The sequence below is a fragment of the Agrobacterium sp. LY4 genome, from assembly GCF_001526585.1.
Lineage (GTDB): Bacteria > Pseudomonadota > Alphaproteobacteria > Rhizobiales > Rhizobiaceae > Agrobacterium > Agrobacterium leguminum.
This window is the reverse complement of sequence record NZ_ASYA01000004.1, coordinates 168,203-185,283: the sequence shown is the minus strand read 5'-3', so window position 1 is coordinate 185,283 and position 17,081 is coordinate 168,203. Positions and strand designations below refer to the sequence as shown.

Below are 17,081 nucleotides of genomic sequence, written 5' to 3'. Positions count from 1 at the left end.
CGGATGAAACTTCAGTGGCAGGTCAACAGGACCCTGCGAAAGTTAGTGGTTTACAGTCACTGCTTTCTAGACACCCCACGAAACCCGCACGCGTCAGAAGCGGTGACGCCAACGAAATAGTGCAACGAATTTGTCGCAAGTACGACTGGCACAGGGAGAAAATACGAGGGGTAATATTTTTAGACCCTTACGGAATGGAAGTTTCTTGGGACACAGTAAAAGCAATCGCCGACACACAGGCACTTGATTGTTGGTATTTTTTTCCGCTCTCAGGGCTATATCGTAACGCGCCGAGAGATCCATCGAAACTCGATTCATCTAAAATTGAATCTCTAAATCGCGTTTTTGGTACTGATTCTTGGCGCCGTGAGTGGTACGAAAGCAGCCCATACCAAGCAGATATGTTTGCTCAAGCGTCAAGCGAATACCGCTCTTACGATGTAAATAGGATAGAGGAGTGGGTGCAAAGTCGTCTTTCGACGGTTTTCAAAGGTAAGGTGTTGAAGCCTCTGAGACTTCGGCACGCTAATGGCGCTCCAATGGCATCCTTGTTCTTCGCAGTATCAAACCCAAACGAAAAAGCGGTAAAAGTCGCGTCAAGGATCGCAAATCATATACTCAAAGCGGGCATTTCATCCCAGGTACGCTGACGATATATTCGCCCAGTAGCCTTTTTGTTTTTCCCGCCCCATTGCTTAAAGAAAAACGCTGTACCCGCCTCAGTACACATACTGAAAATCTCATCAATCCATACCGAATCCATGGGCCGCGCTTTCGGTCCAGATTCTCCCCCCACTATAGCCCAATGAATACCGCTCAGATCGCCGCCGACGACAGAACCAATCAAAGGTTCAAAAGACACGAACCTAATCGCTGCGGGAACTTGCCGCAATTCACTAATTCGATGAGTAACACGACTATCCTCAACACTAGTGCCAAGCCAGACGTTTGGCAAAACATCGAAACCATCTCTGAGGATTTCCCCCATTCGATCCGGTCGTTTTGTTAAAATTTGATAGGTATGGTGAGGAGTCTCGTTCATTACTGACCAGACCTTGCGGACAAAGTCGATAGGGACATCTGGATGGAACAAATCCGACATGGAATTCACAAAAATATTTCTTGGCTTCTTCCAACCTCTCGGAAGGGCCAACGCATCTTCGTCAAGCGTGATTGAACCAGTCCACTTAGGACGCCCACCGCTTACACGAGTCAGTCCCTTATATTTATCGACACCCATTGCCTCTAAGCGTGCTGCCATCCTCATAGCGTAGCAGTTCATGCAACCTGCGCTCATAATCGAGCAACCGGCCACCGGATTCCAAGTCGCATCTGTCCACTCGATTGCTGTGTCTGCCATCTTCGCCTCGCATTTCTGAGCGAGATTATCAAATATCAGAGTAACAATTCCCTAAATAAAATTCAAGGAATAGAATCCTTTTTCGGAAAATATTCCCGCACAAATCACTAAAGTAGACAACTCGCTCGAAAGAACATTAAAATGCAAAAAAACCGATCCAGACAAACGTAGTAATTACTCTTACAAGCGAACTAATGAGCATATGGCATTAAAAGTCATCGCAGGAACCGCCGCCGCCTTGCTTTCTTCGAGCACTGTTGCCTTTGCCGCGCCAACATACCTCAGCTGCGAATTCGCAAGTTCGAAGGGAACTCCTCAGGTGTTCAATTTCGCTCTTGACGAAGCCGCCGGGACATTTGGAGTCTATGTCCCGGCTTCCGGAAGTCAGAGAATGGAGAAAGGCACCTTTGCCGGTGGTAAGGCGAGCCTAAATGAAGGCTCGGTGGCATGGGAGATCGACATCGCCAAAGGTTCAGTCATTCGTGATAAGCGCATGGTTGGCGAGAAAGACAGCGGGACCTGCAAGACGGTCTCGCACGTGCAGAGCGGCTTTGAAGATTAATGCCGGTCTGGACAGGAGCCAGTATCGAGACCCCTGCACATGGAGCTGACGGCACGGCGCATCTATAGCGCCTTGGCGAAGCGTTCCAGTTTGCCCAGCGTTTGCTGACCCAGCTCCACGGCGCCGAAACCCTTCGCTTGCTGGAACTCGGCTTCCGTGCTGAACACCATGCCCAGCACAACTTTCGTCGCGCCATCCTGATCTTCAAAAGAGGCCCAGGCGTCGGCATGTTTCGGCCCGTTTTCGCCCCACAGCAGCGTATAGGCGATCCTCTCTTCGGGTCGAACCTCGACATAACGATGATGGTTCGGGAAAACTGTGCCGTCAGGGCCGATCATGTCAAAGACCCATTCGCCGCCGGTCCGCAGATCAATCCTCTTCGTGCGGCAGGAAAACCCTTCAGGCCCCCACCATTGCGGCAGCGTCTTTTCGTTCATCCAGGCTTTCCAGACAATGTTTCGCGGCACCTTTATCGTTCGCTCCAGCACCATGGTTCGCCCGGCCACGCTGGCCAGATTGTTGAGACCGGCGCTGAAACCTTGTTGATAGCCATCGCGCATATCCTCGGCCAATGAGGAAAGCTGCACCGTTACGGTCAAGCGGCTACGCTCTTCCGCACCCTGAAAATCGGCAGTCACCAGCGCTGCCGATTGCGTTACGCCGCCGGATGAGACCACCTCGTAATTCACGCTGCGGCGGGCTGGCTGCAGCTCCAGCCAGCCGCATTCACAGCGAATATCCGGCTGGCCGGCGACCTTGCAGAGCGACACTTCGCGACCGCCCAGCCTGCTGTCGGCCTCCAGGAACTCCACCGTCACCGACGGCGAGGGAGAGGCCCACACCGCCCGGGCGGCGGGTGAGAGCCAGACCTGCCAGAGAGCCGATAGCGGAGCGGCAATTTCCCGTTCGAAGCTGAGCGTCGCAAAACGGTCTTGCCGCTGATGCGGTTCAGCGTGTGCGCTTTCCTGATCCGGTTTCGTTGTCATTCGGATTCCTCCTTCATGGCCTGCATTGCAAATGCCTCCAGCCGGTCAAGCCGGCTCTCCCACACGGCTCGCTGCTCATCGAGCCATGTGCTTACCGGCTCCAGCGCTTCGGGTACGATTGCGCAGGTGCGCACCCGCCCATCCTTGGACGTGACGATCAGCCCCGCCTCCTCCAGCACGGAAAGATGCCGCATGACCGTGGGCAGACGCAGCCCCGTGGGAGCGGACAGTTCCATGACCGGTGCCGGACCGCCGCCGAGGCGCGCCAGAATTGCCCGCCGCGTCGGATCGGCCAGAGCCTGGAAGATCAGTGAAAGGTCCTGATGATGCTTAGTCATATTGCTAACTATCATGTTTCATCGCGATGGGGCAAGCAGAAACTTAGCAGGTCGACTAAGTTTTATCAGGCAAAGGACACAGGGGAAACGATCCATCAAAAGTTGCAGAAAATGATTGACTCTCGCATCCATGTGAGTGAGCTTCGCCAGGAAAATGACGGGGAACATAACAAATCATCATGTCGCCAGACCGCTTCAACGAATGCCTGCGGGTTATCCGCTGGACGCCAATCAATATTGCCTCTGCCCTGCAATGCGAGCTCTCATGGATCGAAGCGCTGGAAGCCGGCAATGAAGCCGTTCCCGATGGCCTCGCAACATGGCTGGAAACGCTGGCGCAAGCCCATGAAGCCTTGCCGCCGCCTTCGACCTACCGGGGAAAACGGTCGTCGTTCTGACATGGGCAACAGTTGAAAACCTTCACCAACGATCGGATCATACCAATGAAATCCCTCATCGCAGCCCTTGGCCTCATCGCCCTCTCAAGCCCTGCCTTCGCAGCTTCCTGCGAGAAGAACTTCACCGTTTCCGGCGTGCCGATGGTGACCGCCGTTTCTTACAAATCATGGCAGGAACTGCCGAAGGCCAAGGCGCCCGCGGTGCTTCAAAAGCTTGCACAGGCCGTCGCTGCTGAAGGTTTTTCAGGTATCCAGATCAACAAGGCGCTCTCGTCTATCGATGCCCATCAGGAAACCAGCGGCAGCGGCAGAATTCAGACACTGCGGGTGGTCGCACGGCAGAAAGGCAATGCTGTGCGGATCGATGCCGTTTTCAATATTCAGGCAGGACAGATCGCCGACAAGAACGTCATTCGCGAAGGCATCTGCAATATCATAAAGGGCGTGTGAAGCACCGCAGATAAAATGACCCTTCGCTTTCGACGGGTGGGGCACGCCAACATCCTGCCTGACTGGGCCGCCTATGAGGCGGTTCTCCGACAGGGCCGTTGACCGAAGGCTGTTCCTTGAGACGCGGCTCCGGGCATCATTGGCATGACAATCCTTCTCTCGAAAAACGCCTGGCAATGGCCACTTGCTAAGCAACTTTTGCGTGCTTAAAAGGCAGCCAATATCAGTTCGTTAGAGAGGACTCACTTCGTGGAACAGGAAAACATCCAGACCGGCAAGGGTCGGCGCAGGGCGCTTTGGGCGGCAGTTGCGATTATTGCCGTTGCTGCCGCAGGCGTCATCGGCGGCAAGACCTTCTACGAAGCAAAGGTGAAGGAACTGGTTGCCCGCAGCGGTGCGACGGCCACTTCCATCGAGGTCGATTTTCTCGGGAAAATTCATGTTCGCGATCTGACGCTGCCGCTTGAAGAGGGCAGGAATATCAAGATCGCGGCTATCGACGGACGTCCGAAACTTCCGTTTCTGGACGGCGCATTGGACATGAACACCATCGATATCGATGTGCCGACCGGAAAGATTTCGATGACGCAGGCCCGCGTCGAGAATGCCGCATTCGAAAAGCCGGCACAGGCGGAAGGAAACGGCGGCTCCCTGCCCCGGCGCATCGAGCGCTTCGCGGCGACAAGCATCTCCACGCCGGAGGTGACGTTTACCCAGTCCGTCGCGACCACCGAGCAGAAGACCGTTTACAGGAACCTCACTTTCTCTGAGATCGCCGGCGGCCGCATTGCCCGATACTCTATCGACAATGGCAGCTACGACATCAAGATGCAGCTCCCCGACAGCGAAGGTGCGATGAAAGACAAGCATATGGTCGTGTCGACCGGCGTGATCGCCGGCCAGGACATCGACGTCGCTTATCTCGCCCGGCTCTATACGGAAAAGGCGGGCCCGGACGACAAGGAAGCGAAGCCGCTCTATGGGCCGCTCTCCGTCAAGGCAGTTTCCTTCTCTGAAGGAGACGGTCATTTCAGCTACGATGAAATCCGCAGCGATGGCTTTACCGCCCGCATGCCATCCGAACCGTTGCTGGATACCCTGAAAGCGCTGACGGCAACCCCAGACCCTGAAGCGCTTTCACCGCAGGAACGTCAGGCGCTTTTCGCAAAGGCCGTCTCCATTCTCGACATGATCGGCAAGAGCAACATGCAGCTCATCGGCTTCAAGGTGGATGCGCCGGATAAAAAAGAGGGAGCGGCCGGCAAAAGGGTCAAGGCCACCATCGACCGCATCGACATGCAGATGGACAGCCGCAAGCTCGACTTCGGCATAAATGGCATGTCGATCGGAGACGGCGACGGCAGGATCGAAGTCGCGGAAGCGAGCCTCAAGGGCTTCGACTGGAGTTCGACGCTCAAGGGAATCTCCGAGATCATCGCGCTCGACGAGACGCAGATCGAGACCTTCCAGTTCAATCGCCTGATACCGGAACTTGGCCGGGTGCGCCTCGGCGGCATCAACGTCGATATCGCCGCGCCGGAAAAGCCGGAGGAGGAAACGGAGGAAGAAACGGCCGGCACGCCGGAACGTATCAAATTCTCGCTCAAGAATTTCGAGATGGGGCTGACCAAGCCCTTCAACGGCATTCCGACCGATATCGAGATCAGGCAGGACGAGCTCACGCTTCCGATCCCGGCAGACTCGACGGAGGAGGTTTTCGTCGAAGCCCGCAAACTGGGTCTCGAAACGCTGGCCTTCTCTTACGGCCTTGCCGCAGGCTGGGACGAACCGAACAGCAATCTGGTGATCCGCGATATATCGCTCAGCAGCAAGGATTTCGGCAGCGTCAATTTTGCCGGTCTGGTAAGCGGCTTTACGGAAGAGTTCTTCTCCTTCGACGTCAATCGCGCGCAGGCGGCGCTCTTCGGGCTTGCCGGCCGTGAAATGAAGCTCACGATCAAGGACGAAGGTTTGATAGCCAAGGCGATCAAGCTTTATGCCCTGCAGAACGACATGACGGAAGATCAGGTACGCGCCACCCTGACATTGGTGGCGAGCATGATGCTGCCGCAGGTGGCAGCTGAACAGCCGAAGCTGCAAAACGCCGTGGAAGCACTCGTCCAGTTCATCAGCAAACCCGGGACCCTGACGGTAACGGTCAAATCCACCGGCGCAAACGGTGTCGGCATTTTCGATCTGGTTGCCGCTTCCGACAATCCGATGGGGCTTCTCGACAAGGTCGATATTCAGGCGACGGCCGAATAAATCGGGCGATTTCTGCCCCTTCAGTGGCTGCACAAACCGAAGCTAGTGCAGCCACTCGCAACTATAGGCGAGGACCGGCTCGGCAAAGCCTTTCAGCCTGTAACGATCGCCATGCACGAGGACATCGGCGCCGCCATATTCCTGAAAAGTCTTGTCCGATATCAGGATCTGGTCGCTCTCGGCGGCGGCGCAAAGCCTTGCCGCCAATTGCACGGTCGTGCCGAAGAAATCATTGCTGTCCTCGATAGGCTCCCCGCAATCCAGACCGATACGGATATGGATGGGCTCACCCCTGTCGCTGTTGTAACGATGGAACTCGCGCTGGATATCGATGGCGCAATCCACCGCAAATGGCGTGGAGGAGAACACGGCCATTATGCCATCGCCGGTGTGCTTGACTTCCCGCCCCGAGCGCCGCCCCAGGCAACCGCGCACGAGGGCATCATGCGCCCGGATGAGTTCCGCCGCCATGCGATCGCCGAGGCGGGCCGTCATTTCGGTTGAACCGACGATGTCCGTGAAGAGGATCGCGCGGTGGCCGGGGTCCATATTTTTCGAGGCGGCCCCAGGCGCCACCGGGTCCTGTATTCGCCCGAGAAACGCTTCCACCGCCGACAGGGCGACTTCCACCACCTCGCTGGCGACAAACCCGTGCGCTTCCCGATGCACGCACTGCGCGGTTTCAGCGTCCGGAGCATCCATAAGGCAAAACGCAGTACCGCGCCTTTCATCGAACCAGTAGGTCAAAAACCTGACGCCGTACCGATCCTGGATGTTGAGATCTTTAAGATGTGCCGCGGCGATATCCGCAGCGGAGACGCCGGCAAGCTCGTGCCGGTCCATGAAGATAGGCATTGGTTTCCTCCCAAGAGTATATCGTTGCCTCCTCTGCCAGCCATTTTATGACTTCGCCGAATTGCCGTCTATCGTTCTTACGGGTGACGCCGCACAAGGCGGGAACCCGGAAAGGGCGATATTCGTTCGCGTTAGAATTTCGCAGGCGACATGCCCGCAAGCATTCCCGACAGCCGCAGCGAGTTACCTGCGTTTGACCATGCGCCGAAGCAGGGAGCGGGAGCGGGCCTTGCGGGGAATGAGGTGGATATCGCTGACCAGCTTTGCGCCGCCCTCCCGCCGTTCCAAGGTTATCTTCCGGCTATGGAAGGCCTCCAGCTCGGCACGGTGCGCCACGCTGATGATGGTGGCGTCGGGCAATTCATCGATCACCGTCTGCATCATCCTGTCCTGGCTTTTTTCGTCGAGAGCCGCAGTCGCCTCGTCCATGACGATGATATCCGGGTCGTTCAGTAACAGGCGGGCAAAGGTCAGCCGCTGTTTTTCACCGCCCGACAGCGTCTGGTCCCACGGCGCCTCCTCTTCCACCTTGTCTTTGAGATGGCCGAGACCAACCTTGTCGAGTGCTTCTCCTATCTCTTCGAAAGTCCAGCTCTCGGCCGCCTGCGGATAGCAGACCGCCCGGCGAAGGGTGCCGGAGGGAACATATGGCCGCTGCGGCAACATGAAAAGCCGGCTGCCGGCCCGAAAACTGACGCTGCCCCCGCCCCATGGCCAAAGGCCCGCGATTGCCCGAACGAGCGTGCTTTTACCGGATCCGGATTCACCTGCGACCAGCACCCTTTCTCCCCGCCCGATTTCCACATCGGTCTCCTTGACCACGGCCGTGCCGTCGCCGAGCGACACCGAAACATCCTTGAGGCTGAGCATCGTTTCGCCTTCCGTTTCACCGCGCACGATCCGGCCGAGCTTATCGCTCTGTTCGGCCCGCTCCAGCCCGTCAAGCGACATCATCAGGGAGGCAACGCGGCGTGCGCAGGCATTCCAGTCCGCCAGCCGGGGATAATTGTCGACCAGCCAGCCGAAGGCGGATTGAACGATGGTGAAAGCGGATGCCGCCTGCATGACCTGACCGAGAGACATGCTTCCATCGAGAAATTTGGGCGCGCAGAGAAGAAGCGGAACGACGGGCGCAATCAACATCGATCCATGCGACACGACCGTGGTGCGCATATATTGCTGCGCCATCTGCTTCCACTGCTGCCGGACATTGCGGAACCTCCTGTCGAGGTCGCTCCGTTCCTCCTCTTCGCCGCCAAGCAGGGCGATGCTCTCCCCGTTTTCCCGGACACGCGTGAGCGTGTAACGGAATTCCGCCTCCAGCTGGTTCTTTACCTCGGAGACCCGGACGAAGTTACGGCCGATCAACGCGATGGAACTCGATGTGATGAGCGCATAGATCACCGCCGCAATCACGAGAAAGCCGGGTATCGTGACCGATAACCCTCCGATCGGCAGCGTCAGCGCGCCGCCAATCGTCCACAGAACGACGATAAAGGTGGAAGCCGATACGAAGGCGGCAATGACGCCCGCTACGAAATCCACGGGCGCTTCGGTGGCGATCCGCATATCTTCCGACAGCCTCGCCTCCGGATTCTGATGGTCGCCATCGATCAGGTTGAGCTGATAGTAGCGGCCATTTGCAATCCATCGGGAGACCAGCACCTTGGTTAGCCACGACCGCCAGCGCCGCTGAATACGCATTCTGACGTAAACCTGCGAGGTCACGATGAAAACGCTTCCGAGAACCAGCGGCGGGAATATGGAAGCGAGAAAGTAGACCGTCGATGCATCCCGTTTTTCAATCGCATCGAAAATCCCGCGATTCCAGACGTTGATGCCGTACTGGAAACCGACATTGACGCCGATCATAGCGAGAAGCCCGATGGAGAACGGCCAGGCAAGCCCATCCCCACGGCGGCTCCAGAACCCCCGCGCGCTGATCAGGAAGCGCTTCAGAAGATATCGCTTGCGAGCCTCTTCGGCCTGCTGCGGCGTCAAACCCGAAGCGGGCTCCAATTCCTCCGGCGGAAGGGGATCATCGGGTGCGTCGTTGGCATGAACATTCTCTGCACCCTTTTGGCCGGTGCCATCGATCGGGTTCGGTTTTGCGTCAGCATCGGTCATGGATGCATAAACGGATGACGGTTTGAAAAGTTGCCGGCCCGGAACAGTTTCCGGTTGGCGCAAAAAGCGGGACCGGCCCGATCACTGCAAAGGCATCTTCTTCACGCGAATAGCGCGGCGAACGTTGTGCGATGCACAAATTTCGGAGGAATAGGCATGAAATTCGGATTTTTAGATACATATCATCCGGAAAAAACCGTCTAAAACTCTCTCAACTCAAGGAGAGACGTCATGACGGACACGACATCGCAGTTTGATGGGGTAGCTATCCCCCTGGAGACCACAGAAGAACCCGCATGGACGGCGGCGACCTGGTTCGCTGTTCTTTCCATGGCGGCCACCAGCTTTGCGCTGGTATCGGCCGAGTTCCTGCCGGCGGGCCTGTTGACGCCCATGGCGCGCGATCTTGGCATCACCGAAGGGACAGCCGGGCAAGTCGTCACCGCCACCGCCTCCGTGGGCGCGGTGACGGCCCTGTTGAGCAATGTTCTGATCGGCAAACTGAACCGCAAGACAGTGCTTGTCGGTCTTAGCGCGCTGGCAATCGCCTCCAACGTTCTGGCATCGGTTGCCGCCGATTTCTGGCTATTGCTGTTGGGCCGGGCGGGGCTGGGTATTGCGCTCAGCGGTTTCTGGGCGCTGTCGGTTGCCGTTGTGGCGCGGCTTGTCGGCGCAAATTCGACCGGGCGCGGCATGGCTATCGTTACCCTCGGCGTTTCGCTCGCCACCATCGCTGCTCCTTCGATGGGCGCCCTGATCAGCGACTGGCTGGGATGGCGCATTGCCATGTCGATGACGGCGGGACTTGCCATAGTTGCCATGCTGCTTCAGATACTCAGCCTGCCGTCGCTGCCGGCAAGTACAAGTAACAGTCTTTCCGATGTTCTGCGGCTGACGCGGCGGCGTAGCATTCAGCTGGGGATGCTTGCAATCCTGCTGCTCATGACGGGCCATTTCGCCGGCTCGGTCTATGTCCGTCCTTTCCTCGAACAGGTAACGCAGCTTGGCACCAAGCCGATTGCACTCGCCCTGCTCGGGTTTGGCGTCGCCTCCGTGATCGGCAATGTCGCGGGCGGCCGAATGGCCGATACCAGTATCCGCCTCGCACTCGTCGTGACCGCCGCCTTGATGGCATTTGCGACAATCGCCCTCGTTGTCTGGGGTGTTCATACCGGCGCCGCCTTTGCTCTCGTCGCCCTTTGGGGCCTTGCCTTCGGCATGGCGCCCGTGGTGTTGCCGACCAATCTTTCGCGCGGCGCACCCGATGCTCTGGAGGCAGCAGGCAGCCTGATGGTCGTTTCTTTTCAGGTGGCTATCAGTATCGGTGCGGTTTTCGGCGGCTACATCGTCGACTCCTACGGTGCGACCGCTCCCTTGGCCCTGACCGCAATCCTGGCTGCATCCACGGTCGCTCTCGCCTTGCTGCAGCGTCCTGATTGATCCCTGCCTTTTCCGGGGCCGCAGGCGAGGCAACTCCCTGCGGCACTCGGATGCGCGGCGACTAGCCGAAACCGCCATCCGAACACGGGTCAAAAATCAGGGGATGTCCTGCCTTGCGTCACTCCACCTTTGCGCTACGCTTGAGAACAGGGATTTCTCAATGGAGGGACTGAGGCATGTGCAACAACTGCGTGATCGAGAACGTAAAACAGAACATGCTGTCACGACGCCTGCTATTCAAGGGCGCCATGGCCGGTTTAACGGCCATGACGGCGGGCAGCCTGGCGGCCCCGGTGCTGGCGCAATCGCCCCGGCAGGTCGTTGATCTCACCCATACCTATGATTCCACATTCCCCACATTCGATGGCAAACCGGGCATAGAATATGAGTGGGCAGCGGAGATCGCCAAGGACGGCTATCAGCTCCACAAACTCACCATCTACGAACATACCGGCACCCATATCGATGCGCCTTTCCACTTCAGCGCGGATGGCGCGAGCGTCGACCAGCTGGAGCCGCAGAAACTTGTCGCGCCGCTTGTCATCGTCGACATCACCGACCGCGCCAAAGACGATGCCAATTCCACCATTGAAGCCGAAGACATCGAACGCTGGATATCTGCGAATGGCGACATCCCGGCAGGTGCAATCGTGGCTCTGCGCTCCGGCTGGGCAAAAAAAGTGAAGAGCCCCTCATTCCGCAATGACGACGCCGGAAAATTCGCCTTCCCCGGTTTCGGCAAATCGGCGACCGACCTTCTGCTCAAGCTCGACACCGTCGCCATTGGCGTCGACACGCTTTCGCTGGATCCGGGCAACTCCGCAGATTTCGCGGTTCACAATTCCTGGCTGCCGGCGGGGCGCTACGGCATCGAAGGGCTGAACAACCTCGAGGCTCTGCCGGTCAAGGGAGCGACCATAATCGTCGGCGCGCCGGCACACCGCGGCGGAACGGGTGGCCCGGCCCGGATTCTGGCCCTGGTCTGATACCGGCGCACAGCGCCGCAACGACAATGCGGCCGAATGAACTACGACTGAATAATCTCTTCAGCTTCCGTTCCAACGGGACCGTCTAAAACAAAGACGTTCAACCGCGGTCCTATCCGCCTGAGGAGACACAGTCATGATCCGGAAGTCTTTTATTGCAAGTGCACTCGTTGTTCTCGTTGGCATCGCCGCCACGGCACCCGCCATGGCCAATGATGTGCGCATCGAACAATATGGCTGGTCCAACTCTGCCGGTGGCGCGCAGGAAGGTTATGGCAACCGGATCCGCACCTACCAGAACGGCGGTTACAACCGGATTGTCGGCCATCAGTACGGTCGCCAAAACCTTTCGGCCGTCGGTCAGGAGGGGCATGACAATTACGGCTCCACCTATCAGAACGGCAGCCGCAACGTGGCCGGCATCGGGCAATTCGGCTCCAACCACACCACCATCCTCACCCAGGACGGCAACGGCAACATCGCGGCCGGTGTTCAGGTGGGCCGTGGCTGCAGCGCCAATGTGAGCCAGGGCGGCAACGACAATGTCGCGGCCTTCGTGCAGGCCTGCCCTTAAGCAGCCCGCGATGAGGTGAAACGCGTCGAGATCGAAATATCAGATCGTCAGGGAGACGAGCCATGCCCCATACCCTCAGACATCCACGCCGTCTGGCGGCGATCCTTGCAATGGCCCTGCTTCCTTTCGGCGCCGTTGCGGCCATATCGACTGCAAAGGAACCGGCCGAAGGGCAGCGTTGCGAGATCAGGGCAACACCGCAGGCCGGCATGGTAAGGCTGGAGGCCGTCACGAAGGGTGACACCGGTGGCGGCGGGACCTACTCCTTTCACGTCGAAAAATCGGGCGGCAGCGGGCGTTCCGTCATCAATCAGGGCGGCGACTTCGACGCCGCGGCCGGACGTTCGCAACTGCTGAGATCGGTGACGCTCGATGCGAAGGGAGCCCGCTACAAGGCGGTGCTCGATCTCGTGATCGATGGCAGGAGCTTCAGTTGTACGAAGCAGATTGGCGGCGATTAGGCTGCCGTCATGTCGTATATTTCACCAGAAAGGGCGCCGGTTTCGGCGCCCTTTTCTTTTGATCGTGCCGAACCGCTGAACGACATGTGAATGGGCAATTCCGGTCTGGTTCAGTTGCGAAATGCGACAGTGGATCATCGGCAAGAGGCTGACAGATGGAGATAAGAATGACCAACAACCTATTGAAACTTATTACCATTACTGCGCTTGTCGGCAGCCTCGCGCCAATCGGGTTTTCCGCACCCGCTCAGGCCGGCGGCCGGATTTCATTCGACCTCGCGCCGGGCGATACAGCGGATGGAGATCTTCTTTCCACCGGGCTGCGCGCCTATTCGCTGTACCGTGGCCTGAAGGATGCCGATATCCGGCAGCTCGGCCGTGGCAACGCCGCCGACATCGCCCAGAACGGCGGCGGCAATCTCGGTTTCATCCGGCAACGGGGCAACGGTCATGCCGCAACATTGCAGCAGAATGGCAACAACAACGCCTATGGCATTTTCCAGTATGGCCGCAACACGCAAACCAATGTGGTGCAGGATGGCGACAATGGCAGCGGCCTGACTTTCAGCTATGGCTGGTGAGGCAATAACCGAACTGCCATGCCCACGGCACCTCGCCGCCGCGCGGGATCAATTCTGGAGAACGGACAGAACCTTTCCGTCCCTGCCCTGCACGATACCGTGCGACGGCACCGGTGGAGCATCGGCAGCCGGCAGGGGCGCGATTATCAACCACGCGCCGGGATAGTCCTTGCGAAGATGCCGGGGATTGTAGCGAATATTGGTTCCGGCAGCATGGTGAAGCGTCCCGAGCGTTGCGTCTTTTGACAGGACACCTCTTTTGATCTCGTGGAGTTTTCGCTCGCCATCAAGGGCAAGCGTCGCCTCGGAAAGATCGAAACCGTCGATGTGAACGGTCTGGTCCTTAGCCGTATCGAGAACCCATCGATCGGAATCGACGAAGCCATCGATATAGACATTTCCCGTGGAGGCACGCAGGGACGTGCCTTTCGGCAGGGTAATGCCATCAACAACATTGCTATCGGAAAGAGTGCAGTTGCTGAAAGCGGATATGCCGCCATCGGGCGAAAGATCGAACTCCACCGGTTGCGTCGCGTCGCAGCGCCAGCCGCTCTGGGTGGTCACGCCGTTGCCGGTGATCCGCATGGTCTGCGGGGTAAAGCCCACCGTTTCGTAGTTCTCGTTGGTTTTTATCGCGATATAACGGGCGATTTCGACGGCATCGATATCTGCCACCCGCACTGGATGTGGAAACACGGCCCGGTCGAAGGCTTCCCTGTTGTTGGCAATGGCCAGTTCGAGTTTCGTGCCCTTGGGCATATCGATCTGGCCAAGGCGCGTTGGCTCGAGCAGTTCCGGCCGATGGCTTGCCGCCCTCTCTTTGTCATAGGCGCGCATCTGGAGATAAAAATCACCGAACCGAAAGAGGGTGAAAAGCGCGACGACGGTTACCAGCCCATAGGGCAGGATCATCGGGCGCTTCCAGCGGCCTGCCACATATCGAACGAACAGCGAGAGCGTCCAGACGATCCATATGAGGGTCGTGATGAGCAAGAAGGCAAGAAGAAGCAGCGCTTCGACGGAGGGGAGTGCGACAGGGATCATGCAAACCAATGGTCTTGGGCGGATCGTTTTGATCCTGAAGAGACATCAGGGCTTTAGCCCACAAGCGGTTGTCTTTTCAACTCTGGGGATGGCGAGCGGGACAAGCCAGCGATCTGCTGGGACATTTTTCGGTGTTAACCGGGCGACAGATGGCCGCCGCCCGGTCAATGCGCTTATTCAGGCGCCAAGGACGAAACGGGAGAATGCCAGGGCATTGCGGGCATCCTCGTCCATTTTCGCGAGGTCGGCGCCGCCGCTGAGATCGCGCCACACCTTGATGTCGGAGCCGATCGTGCCGCCGGTCTTGACGAACGGCTCCATGACGACCGCGCCGGTGTAATTGATATCGCGAAGGGCGAGGCCGATTTCGTGCCAGGGCATTCTGCCCTTGCCCGGTACGCGGCGATTGCTCTCGCCGGTATGGAAATGCCCCAGCAACGGGCCGGCCGTGCGGATGGCCTCGCCAAAACTGTCTTCCTCGATATTCATGTGGAAGGTATCCAGCATGACTTTCACGTTGTTCTTGCCGACATCCTTGACGAAAGCAACACCTTCGGCCGCCGTGTTGAGCACGTGGTTTTCGAAGCGGTTGAGGACTTCGATGCACAGGTTGATACCGAGATCATTGGCGAAATCGGCAATGCCGTGAATGCCTTCGACACCGCGCGCATAATCGCCCGCCTTGTCGACCGGTTGCGAATAGTCGATCGGCCAATAGGAATGCAATGCCCCGCCGATAGTGTGGATGTCGAGCTTGGCGACATTGAACAGGGTACGTTCAAAAAACGCCTTGCCGGCTGCGCGAACTGCGGCATCCTCAGACGACAGGTTCTTGGTTTTCGAAGGGCCGATGCCGGCGGTGAGGATGATGCCGTTATCCTTCGCGCTCTGCCTGATGACGGCGAGTTCGGCGTCGCTGTATTCATTGATGTGGTGGGCGGCCACTTCGATGATATCGAAACCGAGCTTGGCGACCTTCTCGATATAGGGGCCGAACTTGGCGCTCCACTCATGTTCCCAGTAGGAATAATAGATGCCGTGTTTCATGGGGGTCTCTTTCGCTTTTCTGTTTCGCTTGACTTTGGATAGGGAGGCTCAGCCCTTCAGGCAGGTTCAGGACGCGGAACTGCTTCCCGGATTTCCGATGCGAAGATCCGGCTCCGTGCTTGTCGACGTGATGAAGCGGCCGTTGGGGAGATCGTTTTCCTCCACCTTCCGGTTGATCTCGTCCTCGCCGAGACCGAAGCTCCACCAGCGGTCCCGCAGCCGCGCACGCAGGTCGTCTTCGTCGACATCAACGAAAATCGTGAGATCGAAGATCGGCTTGAGACGATCCCATGGCGACTGGCCGGCGAGGAGATAATTGCCCTCGCAGACGATGATATCGACGGATTGCGGGATCAGGCGGCCGCCGGCGCGGGCGATTTCGATGGCCCGGTCAAAGACGGGGACGGCAACGACATCGTCTTGATTGGCCTTCAGGCGCTCAAGCATGTGGCGCAGGCCGTGAGCATCGAAGGTATCGATGGCGCCCTTGAAGGGACGGCGCTTCATCTCTTCCAGAACGGCATCGTCATAATGAAAACCATCCATCGGGAACAGTGCGGCGGACACGCCTTCGCCTGCATTCAACGTATCGACCACGCATTCGGCGATGGTTGATTTTCCCGATCCGGGAGCGCCGGCAATCGCAATCATCACACGCCGGCCCTTTGACCCTTCCAGTCGCTGGAGGGCAAGGCCCGCAATCTCGCGGGCATTATCGTCAATAGTGTTCAAGGTGCTTGCCCCGATAATGAGTGCTTTCAGAAAATGCGGTACTGGCTTGCCTTGTCGCGCAGGAATGACAGTCCCCTGTCGAGAACCTCATCGGCGCTGGGCGCAACCGGCCGCCAGGTCGAAATCGCGCCCGCCATCTCCCTGGGCATCGCGGCGAAGCTTTCGAGCGTCAGCACACCCTTGAAGCCAATGGCCGCGAGCGCCGAAAACACCTCGTCCCAGGCAACATTGCCGCAACCCGGCGTGCCGCGGTCGCTTTCCGACATATGCATGTATTTCAGATGGTTGCGGGCGGCGATGATGCCATTGGCGATGCCCTTTTCCTCCATATTCATATGGAAGGTATCGAGATGGATGAAGACGTTGTCGGCGCCGATGCGCTCCACCAGAGCCACCGCCTGTTCGGCGGAATTGAGCAGATGGTTCTCGTAGCGGTTGACCGTCTCGATGCCGAATTGCAGGCCAAGTGTTTTTGCGTGGCCGGCAGCGCTGGAGAGCGCCCTTGTCAGATTGTCATATTCACCCTGTGTCGGCGGAAATCCGGTTCGCTCATTGGTGCCGCCATAGGTAACACCCGTCAGCGCTTCCGCGCCCATATCGGCGGCCTTGTCGAGCGCGGCATTCAGATGGCCGATTGCCGCATCGGGACGCACGGACGCCCAGGCGGGCTCCGGCAGCACCAGCGAACAGACGGCGCGCAAGCCGTATTTCTCCAGCAGGGCGCGCGTGTGTTTTGCATCGACGGCGGGAATATCGATAAGCGGAATCTCGATGAAATCCTGACCGTAATCCGCAGCAGCGGCGATGGACCGTCTGGCGTTTTCGTGGTCCCATTTGAGAGACCACATCATTGCGTGAACACCGAAGCCTTTCAC

The 17,081-nt window shown here is 58.2% G+C and carries 19 protein-coding genes; 10 read left to right on the top strand and 9 right to left on the bottom strand.

The window, feature by feature from the left end; all coding sequences use genetic code 11:
• A partial coding sequence (gene tcmP / locus L904_RS26795) for a three-Cys-motif partner protein TcmP (protein ID WP_210178843.1) occupies nt 1-650 on the top strand: 650 nt, incomplete at its 5' end.
• Here tcmP and L904_RS07005 read toward each other — a convergent pair.
• The gene (locus L904_RS07005; protein ID WP_035261419.1) at nt 611-1,360 is read right to left on the bottom strand and encodes a DUF5131 family protein; all 750 of its coding nucleotides are present in this window, start codon (nt 1,358-1,360) and stop codon (nt 611-613) included. The two genes, tcmP and L904_RS07005, sit on opposite strands and share 40 nt — an antisense overlap.
• 202 nt (nt 1,361-1,562) lie before the next feature.
• On the opposite strand from L904_RS07005, the gene L904_RS07000 reads away from it, so the two are divergent.
• Complete coding sequence (locus L904_RS07000) at nt 1,563-1,922, top strand: hypothetical protein (RefSeq protein WP_035261422.1); 360 nt, start codon at nt 1,563-1,565, stop codon at nt 1,920-1,922.
• Nucleotides 1,923-1,984: 62 nt separating this feature from the next.
• Here L904_RS07000 and L904_RS06995 read toward each other — a convergent pair whose 3' ends face one another.
• Complete coding sequence (locus L904_RS06995) at nt 1,985-2,908, bottom strand: SRPBCC family protein (RefSeq protein ID WP_035261427.1); 924 nt, start codon at nt 2,906-2,908, stop codon at nt 1,985-1,987.
• On the bottom strand, nt 2,905-3,246 hold the full coding sequence (locus L904_RS06990; protein ID WP_035261430.1) for a helix-turn-helix transcriptional regulator: 342 nt from the start codon (nt 3,244-3,246) through the stop codon (nt 2,905-2,907). The genes L904_RS06995 and L904_RS06990 overlap by 4 nt, the downstream gene beginning before the upstream one ends.
• A gap of 179 nt (nt 3,247-3,425) precedes the next feature.
• On the opposite strand from L904_RS06990, the gene L904_RS06985 reads away from it, so the two are divergent.
• The 3 genes from L904_RS06985 to L904_RS06975 all read left to right on the top strand — a co-directional run bounded on the left by L904_RS06985 (nt 3,426) and on the right by L904_RS06975 (nt 6,359).
• Complete coding sequence (locus tag L904_RS06985) at nt 3,426-3,644, top strand: hypothetical protein (protein ID WP_003521599.1); 219 nt, start codon at nt 3,426-3,428, stop codon at nt 3,642-3,644.
• 45 nt (nt 3,645-3,689) lie between these two features.
• Entirely contained in the window at nt 3,690-4,094 is a 405-nt protein-coding gene (locus L904_RS06980) for a hypothetical protein (protein ID WP_035261432.1), read from the top strand.
• A gap of 249 nt (nt 4,095-4,343) precedes the next feature.
• On the top strand, nt 4,344-6,359 hold the full coding sequence (locus tag L904_RS06975; protein ID WP_035261434.1) for a hypothetical protein: 2,016 nt from the start codon (nt 4,344-4,346) through the stop codon (nt 6,357-6,359).
• Between the two features lie 42 nt (nt 6,360-6,401).
• Here the strand turns inward: L904_RS06975 and L904_RS06970 are convergent, their stop codons facing one another.
• Both L904_RS06970 and L904_RS06965 read right to left on the bottom strand, forming a co-directional pair.
• Nucleotides 6,402-7,214, bottom strand: coding sequence for a nickel-binding protein (locus L904_RS06970; protein ID WP_035261435.1), 813 nt, complete (start codon nt 7,212-7,214; stop codon nt 6,402-6,404).
• Between the two features lie 183 nt (nt 7,215-7,397).
• Nucleotides 7,398-9,341, bottom strand: a complete 1,944-nt coding sequence (locus L904_RS06965) for an ABC transporter ATP-binding protein/permease (RefSeq protein ID WP_035261437.1) — start codon at nt 9,339-9,341, stop codon at nt 7,398-7,400.
• A 231-nt stretch (nt 9,342-9,572) separates the two neighbouring features.
• Here L904_RS06965 and L904_RS06960 point away from each other — a divergent pair, with 231 nt between their 5' ends.
• The 5 genes from L904_RS06960 (at nt 9,573) to L904_RS06940 (ending at nt 13,383) form a co-directional block, all read left to right on the top strand.
• Entirely contained in the window at nt 9,573-10,781 is a 1,209-nt protein-coding gene (locus tag L904_RS06960; RefSeq protein ID WP_035261438.1) for an MFS transporter, read from the top strand.
• A gap of 176 nt (nt 10,782-10,957) precedes the next feature.
• Nucleotides 10,958-11,767 (top strand): cyclase family protein, encoded by an 810-nt coding sequence (locus tag L904_RS06955; RefSeq protein WP_035261440.1) that lies wholly within the window; start codon nt 10,958-10,960, stop codon nt 11,765-11,767.
• Between the two features lie 136 nt (nt 11,768-11,903).
• The gene (locus L904_RS06950) at nt 11,904-12,341 is read left to right on the top strand and encodes a curlin (protein WP_035261441.1); all 438 of its coding nucleotides are present in this window, start codon (nt 11,904-11,906) and stop codon (nt 12,339-12,341) included.
• A gap of 62 nt (nt 12,342-12,403) precedes the next feature.
• Nucleotides 12,404-12,802 carry a curli-like amyloid fiber formation chaperone CsgH gene (gene csgH / locus L904_RS06945; protein ID WP_035261443.1) on the top strand — a complete coding sequence of 133 codons (399 nt, stop codon included), beginning with the start codon at nt 12,404-12,406 and terminating at the stop codon, nt 12,800-12,802.
• A gap of 167 nt (nt 12,803-12,969) precedes the next feature.
• A complete protein-coding gene (locus L904_RS06940; protein WP_035263581.1) occupies nt 12,970-13,383 on the top strand; it encodes a curlin in 414 nt (137 codons plus the stop codon).
• A gap of 48 nt (nt 13,384-13,431) precedes the next feature.
• On the opposite strand, the gene L904_RS06935 is transcribed toward L904_RS06940, so the two are convergent.
• The 4 genes from L904_RS06935 to L904_RS06920 form a co-directional block, all read right to left on the bottom strand.
• On the bottom strand, nt 13,432-14,427 hold the full coding sequence (locus L904_RS06935) for a hypothetical protein (RefSeq protein ID WP_035263580.1): 996 nt from the start codon (nt 14,425-14,427) through the stop codon (nt 13,432-13,434).
• Nucleotides 14,428-14,604: 177 nt separating this feature from the next.
• Nucleotides 14,605-15,474 carry a sugar phosphate isomerase/epimerase family protein gene (locus L904_RS06930; RefSeq protein WP_035263579.1) on the bottom strand — a complete coding sequence of 290 codons (870 nt, stop codon included), beginning with the start codon at nt 15,472-15,474 and terminating at the stop codon, nt 14,605-14,607.
• 66 nt (nt 15,475-15,540) lie between these two features.
• Nucleotides 15,541-16,206 carry a nucleoside triphosphate hydrolase gene (locus tag L904_RS06925; protein WP_035263578.1) on the bottom strand — a complete coding sequence of 222 codons (666 nt, stop codon included), beginning with the start codon at nt 16,204-16,206 and terminating at the stop codon, nt 15,541-15,543.
• A gap of 26 nt (nt 16,207-16,232) precedes the next feature.
• Nucleotides 16,233-17,081, bottom strand: a complete 849-nt coding sequence (locus L904_RS06920) for a sugar phosphate isomerase/epimerase (protein ID WP_035263577.1) — start codon at nt 17,079-17,081, stop codon at nt 16,233-16,235.

Coding starts and splice junctions, on each gene's coding strand:
- L904_RS06965 (WP_035261437.1), bottom strand. CDS start 9,341: ATGACCGATGCTGACGCAAAACCGAACCCGATCGATGGCACCGGCCAA.
- L904_RS06985 (WP_003521599.1), top strand. CDS start 3,426: ATGTCGCCAGACCGCTTCAACGAATGCCTGCGGGTTATCCGCTGGACG.
- L904_RS06940 (WP_035263581.1), top strand. CDS start 12,970: ATGACCAACAACCTATTGAAACTTATTACCATTACTGCGCTTGTCGGC.
- L904_RS07000 (WP_035261422.1), top strand. CDS start 1,563: ATGGCATTAAAAGTCATCGCAGGAACCGCCGCCGCCTTGCTTTCTTCG.
- L904_RS06995 (WP_035261427.1), bottom strand. CDS start 2,908: ATGACAACGAAACCGGATCAGGAAAGCGCACACGCTGAACCGCATCAG.
- L904_RS06930 (WP_035263579.1), bottom strand. CDS start 15,474: ATGAAACACGGCATCTATTATTCCTACTGGGAACATGAGTGGAGCGCC.
- csgH (WP_035261443.1), top strand. CDS start 12,404: ATGCCCCATACCCTCAGACATCCACGCCGTCTGGCGGCGATCCTTGCA.
- L904_RS06990 (WP_035261430.1), bottom strand. CDS start 3,246: ATGACTAAGCATCATCAGGACCTTTCACTGATCTTCCAGGCTCTGGCC.
- L904_RS06960 (WP_035261438.1), top strand. CDS start 9,573: ATGACGGACACGACATCGCAGTTTGATGGGGTAGCTATCCCCCTGGAG.
- L904_RS06970 (WP_035261435.1), bottom strand. CDS start 7,214: ATGCCTATCTTCATGGACCGGCACGAGCTTGCCGGCGTCTCCGCTGCG.
- L904_RS06935 (WP_035263580.1), bottom strand. CDS start 14,427: ATGATCCCTGTCGCACTCCCCTCCGTCGAAGCGCTGCTTCTTCTTGCC.
- L904_RS06950 (WP_035261441.1), top strand. CDS start 11,904: ATGATCCGGAAGTCTTTTATTGCAAGTGCACTCGTTGTTCTCGTTGGC.
- L904_RS07005 (WP_035261419.1), bottom strand. CDS start 1,360: ATGGCAGACACAGCAATCGAGTGGACAGATGCGACTTGGAATCCGGTG.
- L904_RS06980 (WP_035261432.1), top strand. CDS start 3,690: ATGAAATCCCTCATCGCAGCCCTTGGCCTCATCGCCCTCTCAAGCCCT.
- L904_RS06955 (WP_035261440.1), top strand. CDS start 10,958: ATGTGCAACAACTGCGTGATCGAGAACGTAAAACAGAACATGCTGTCA.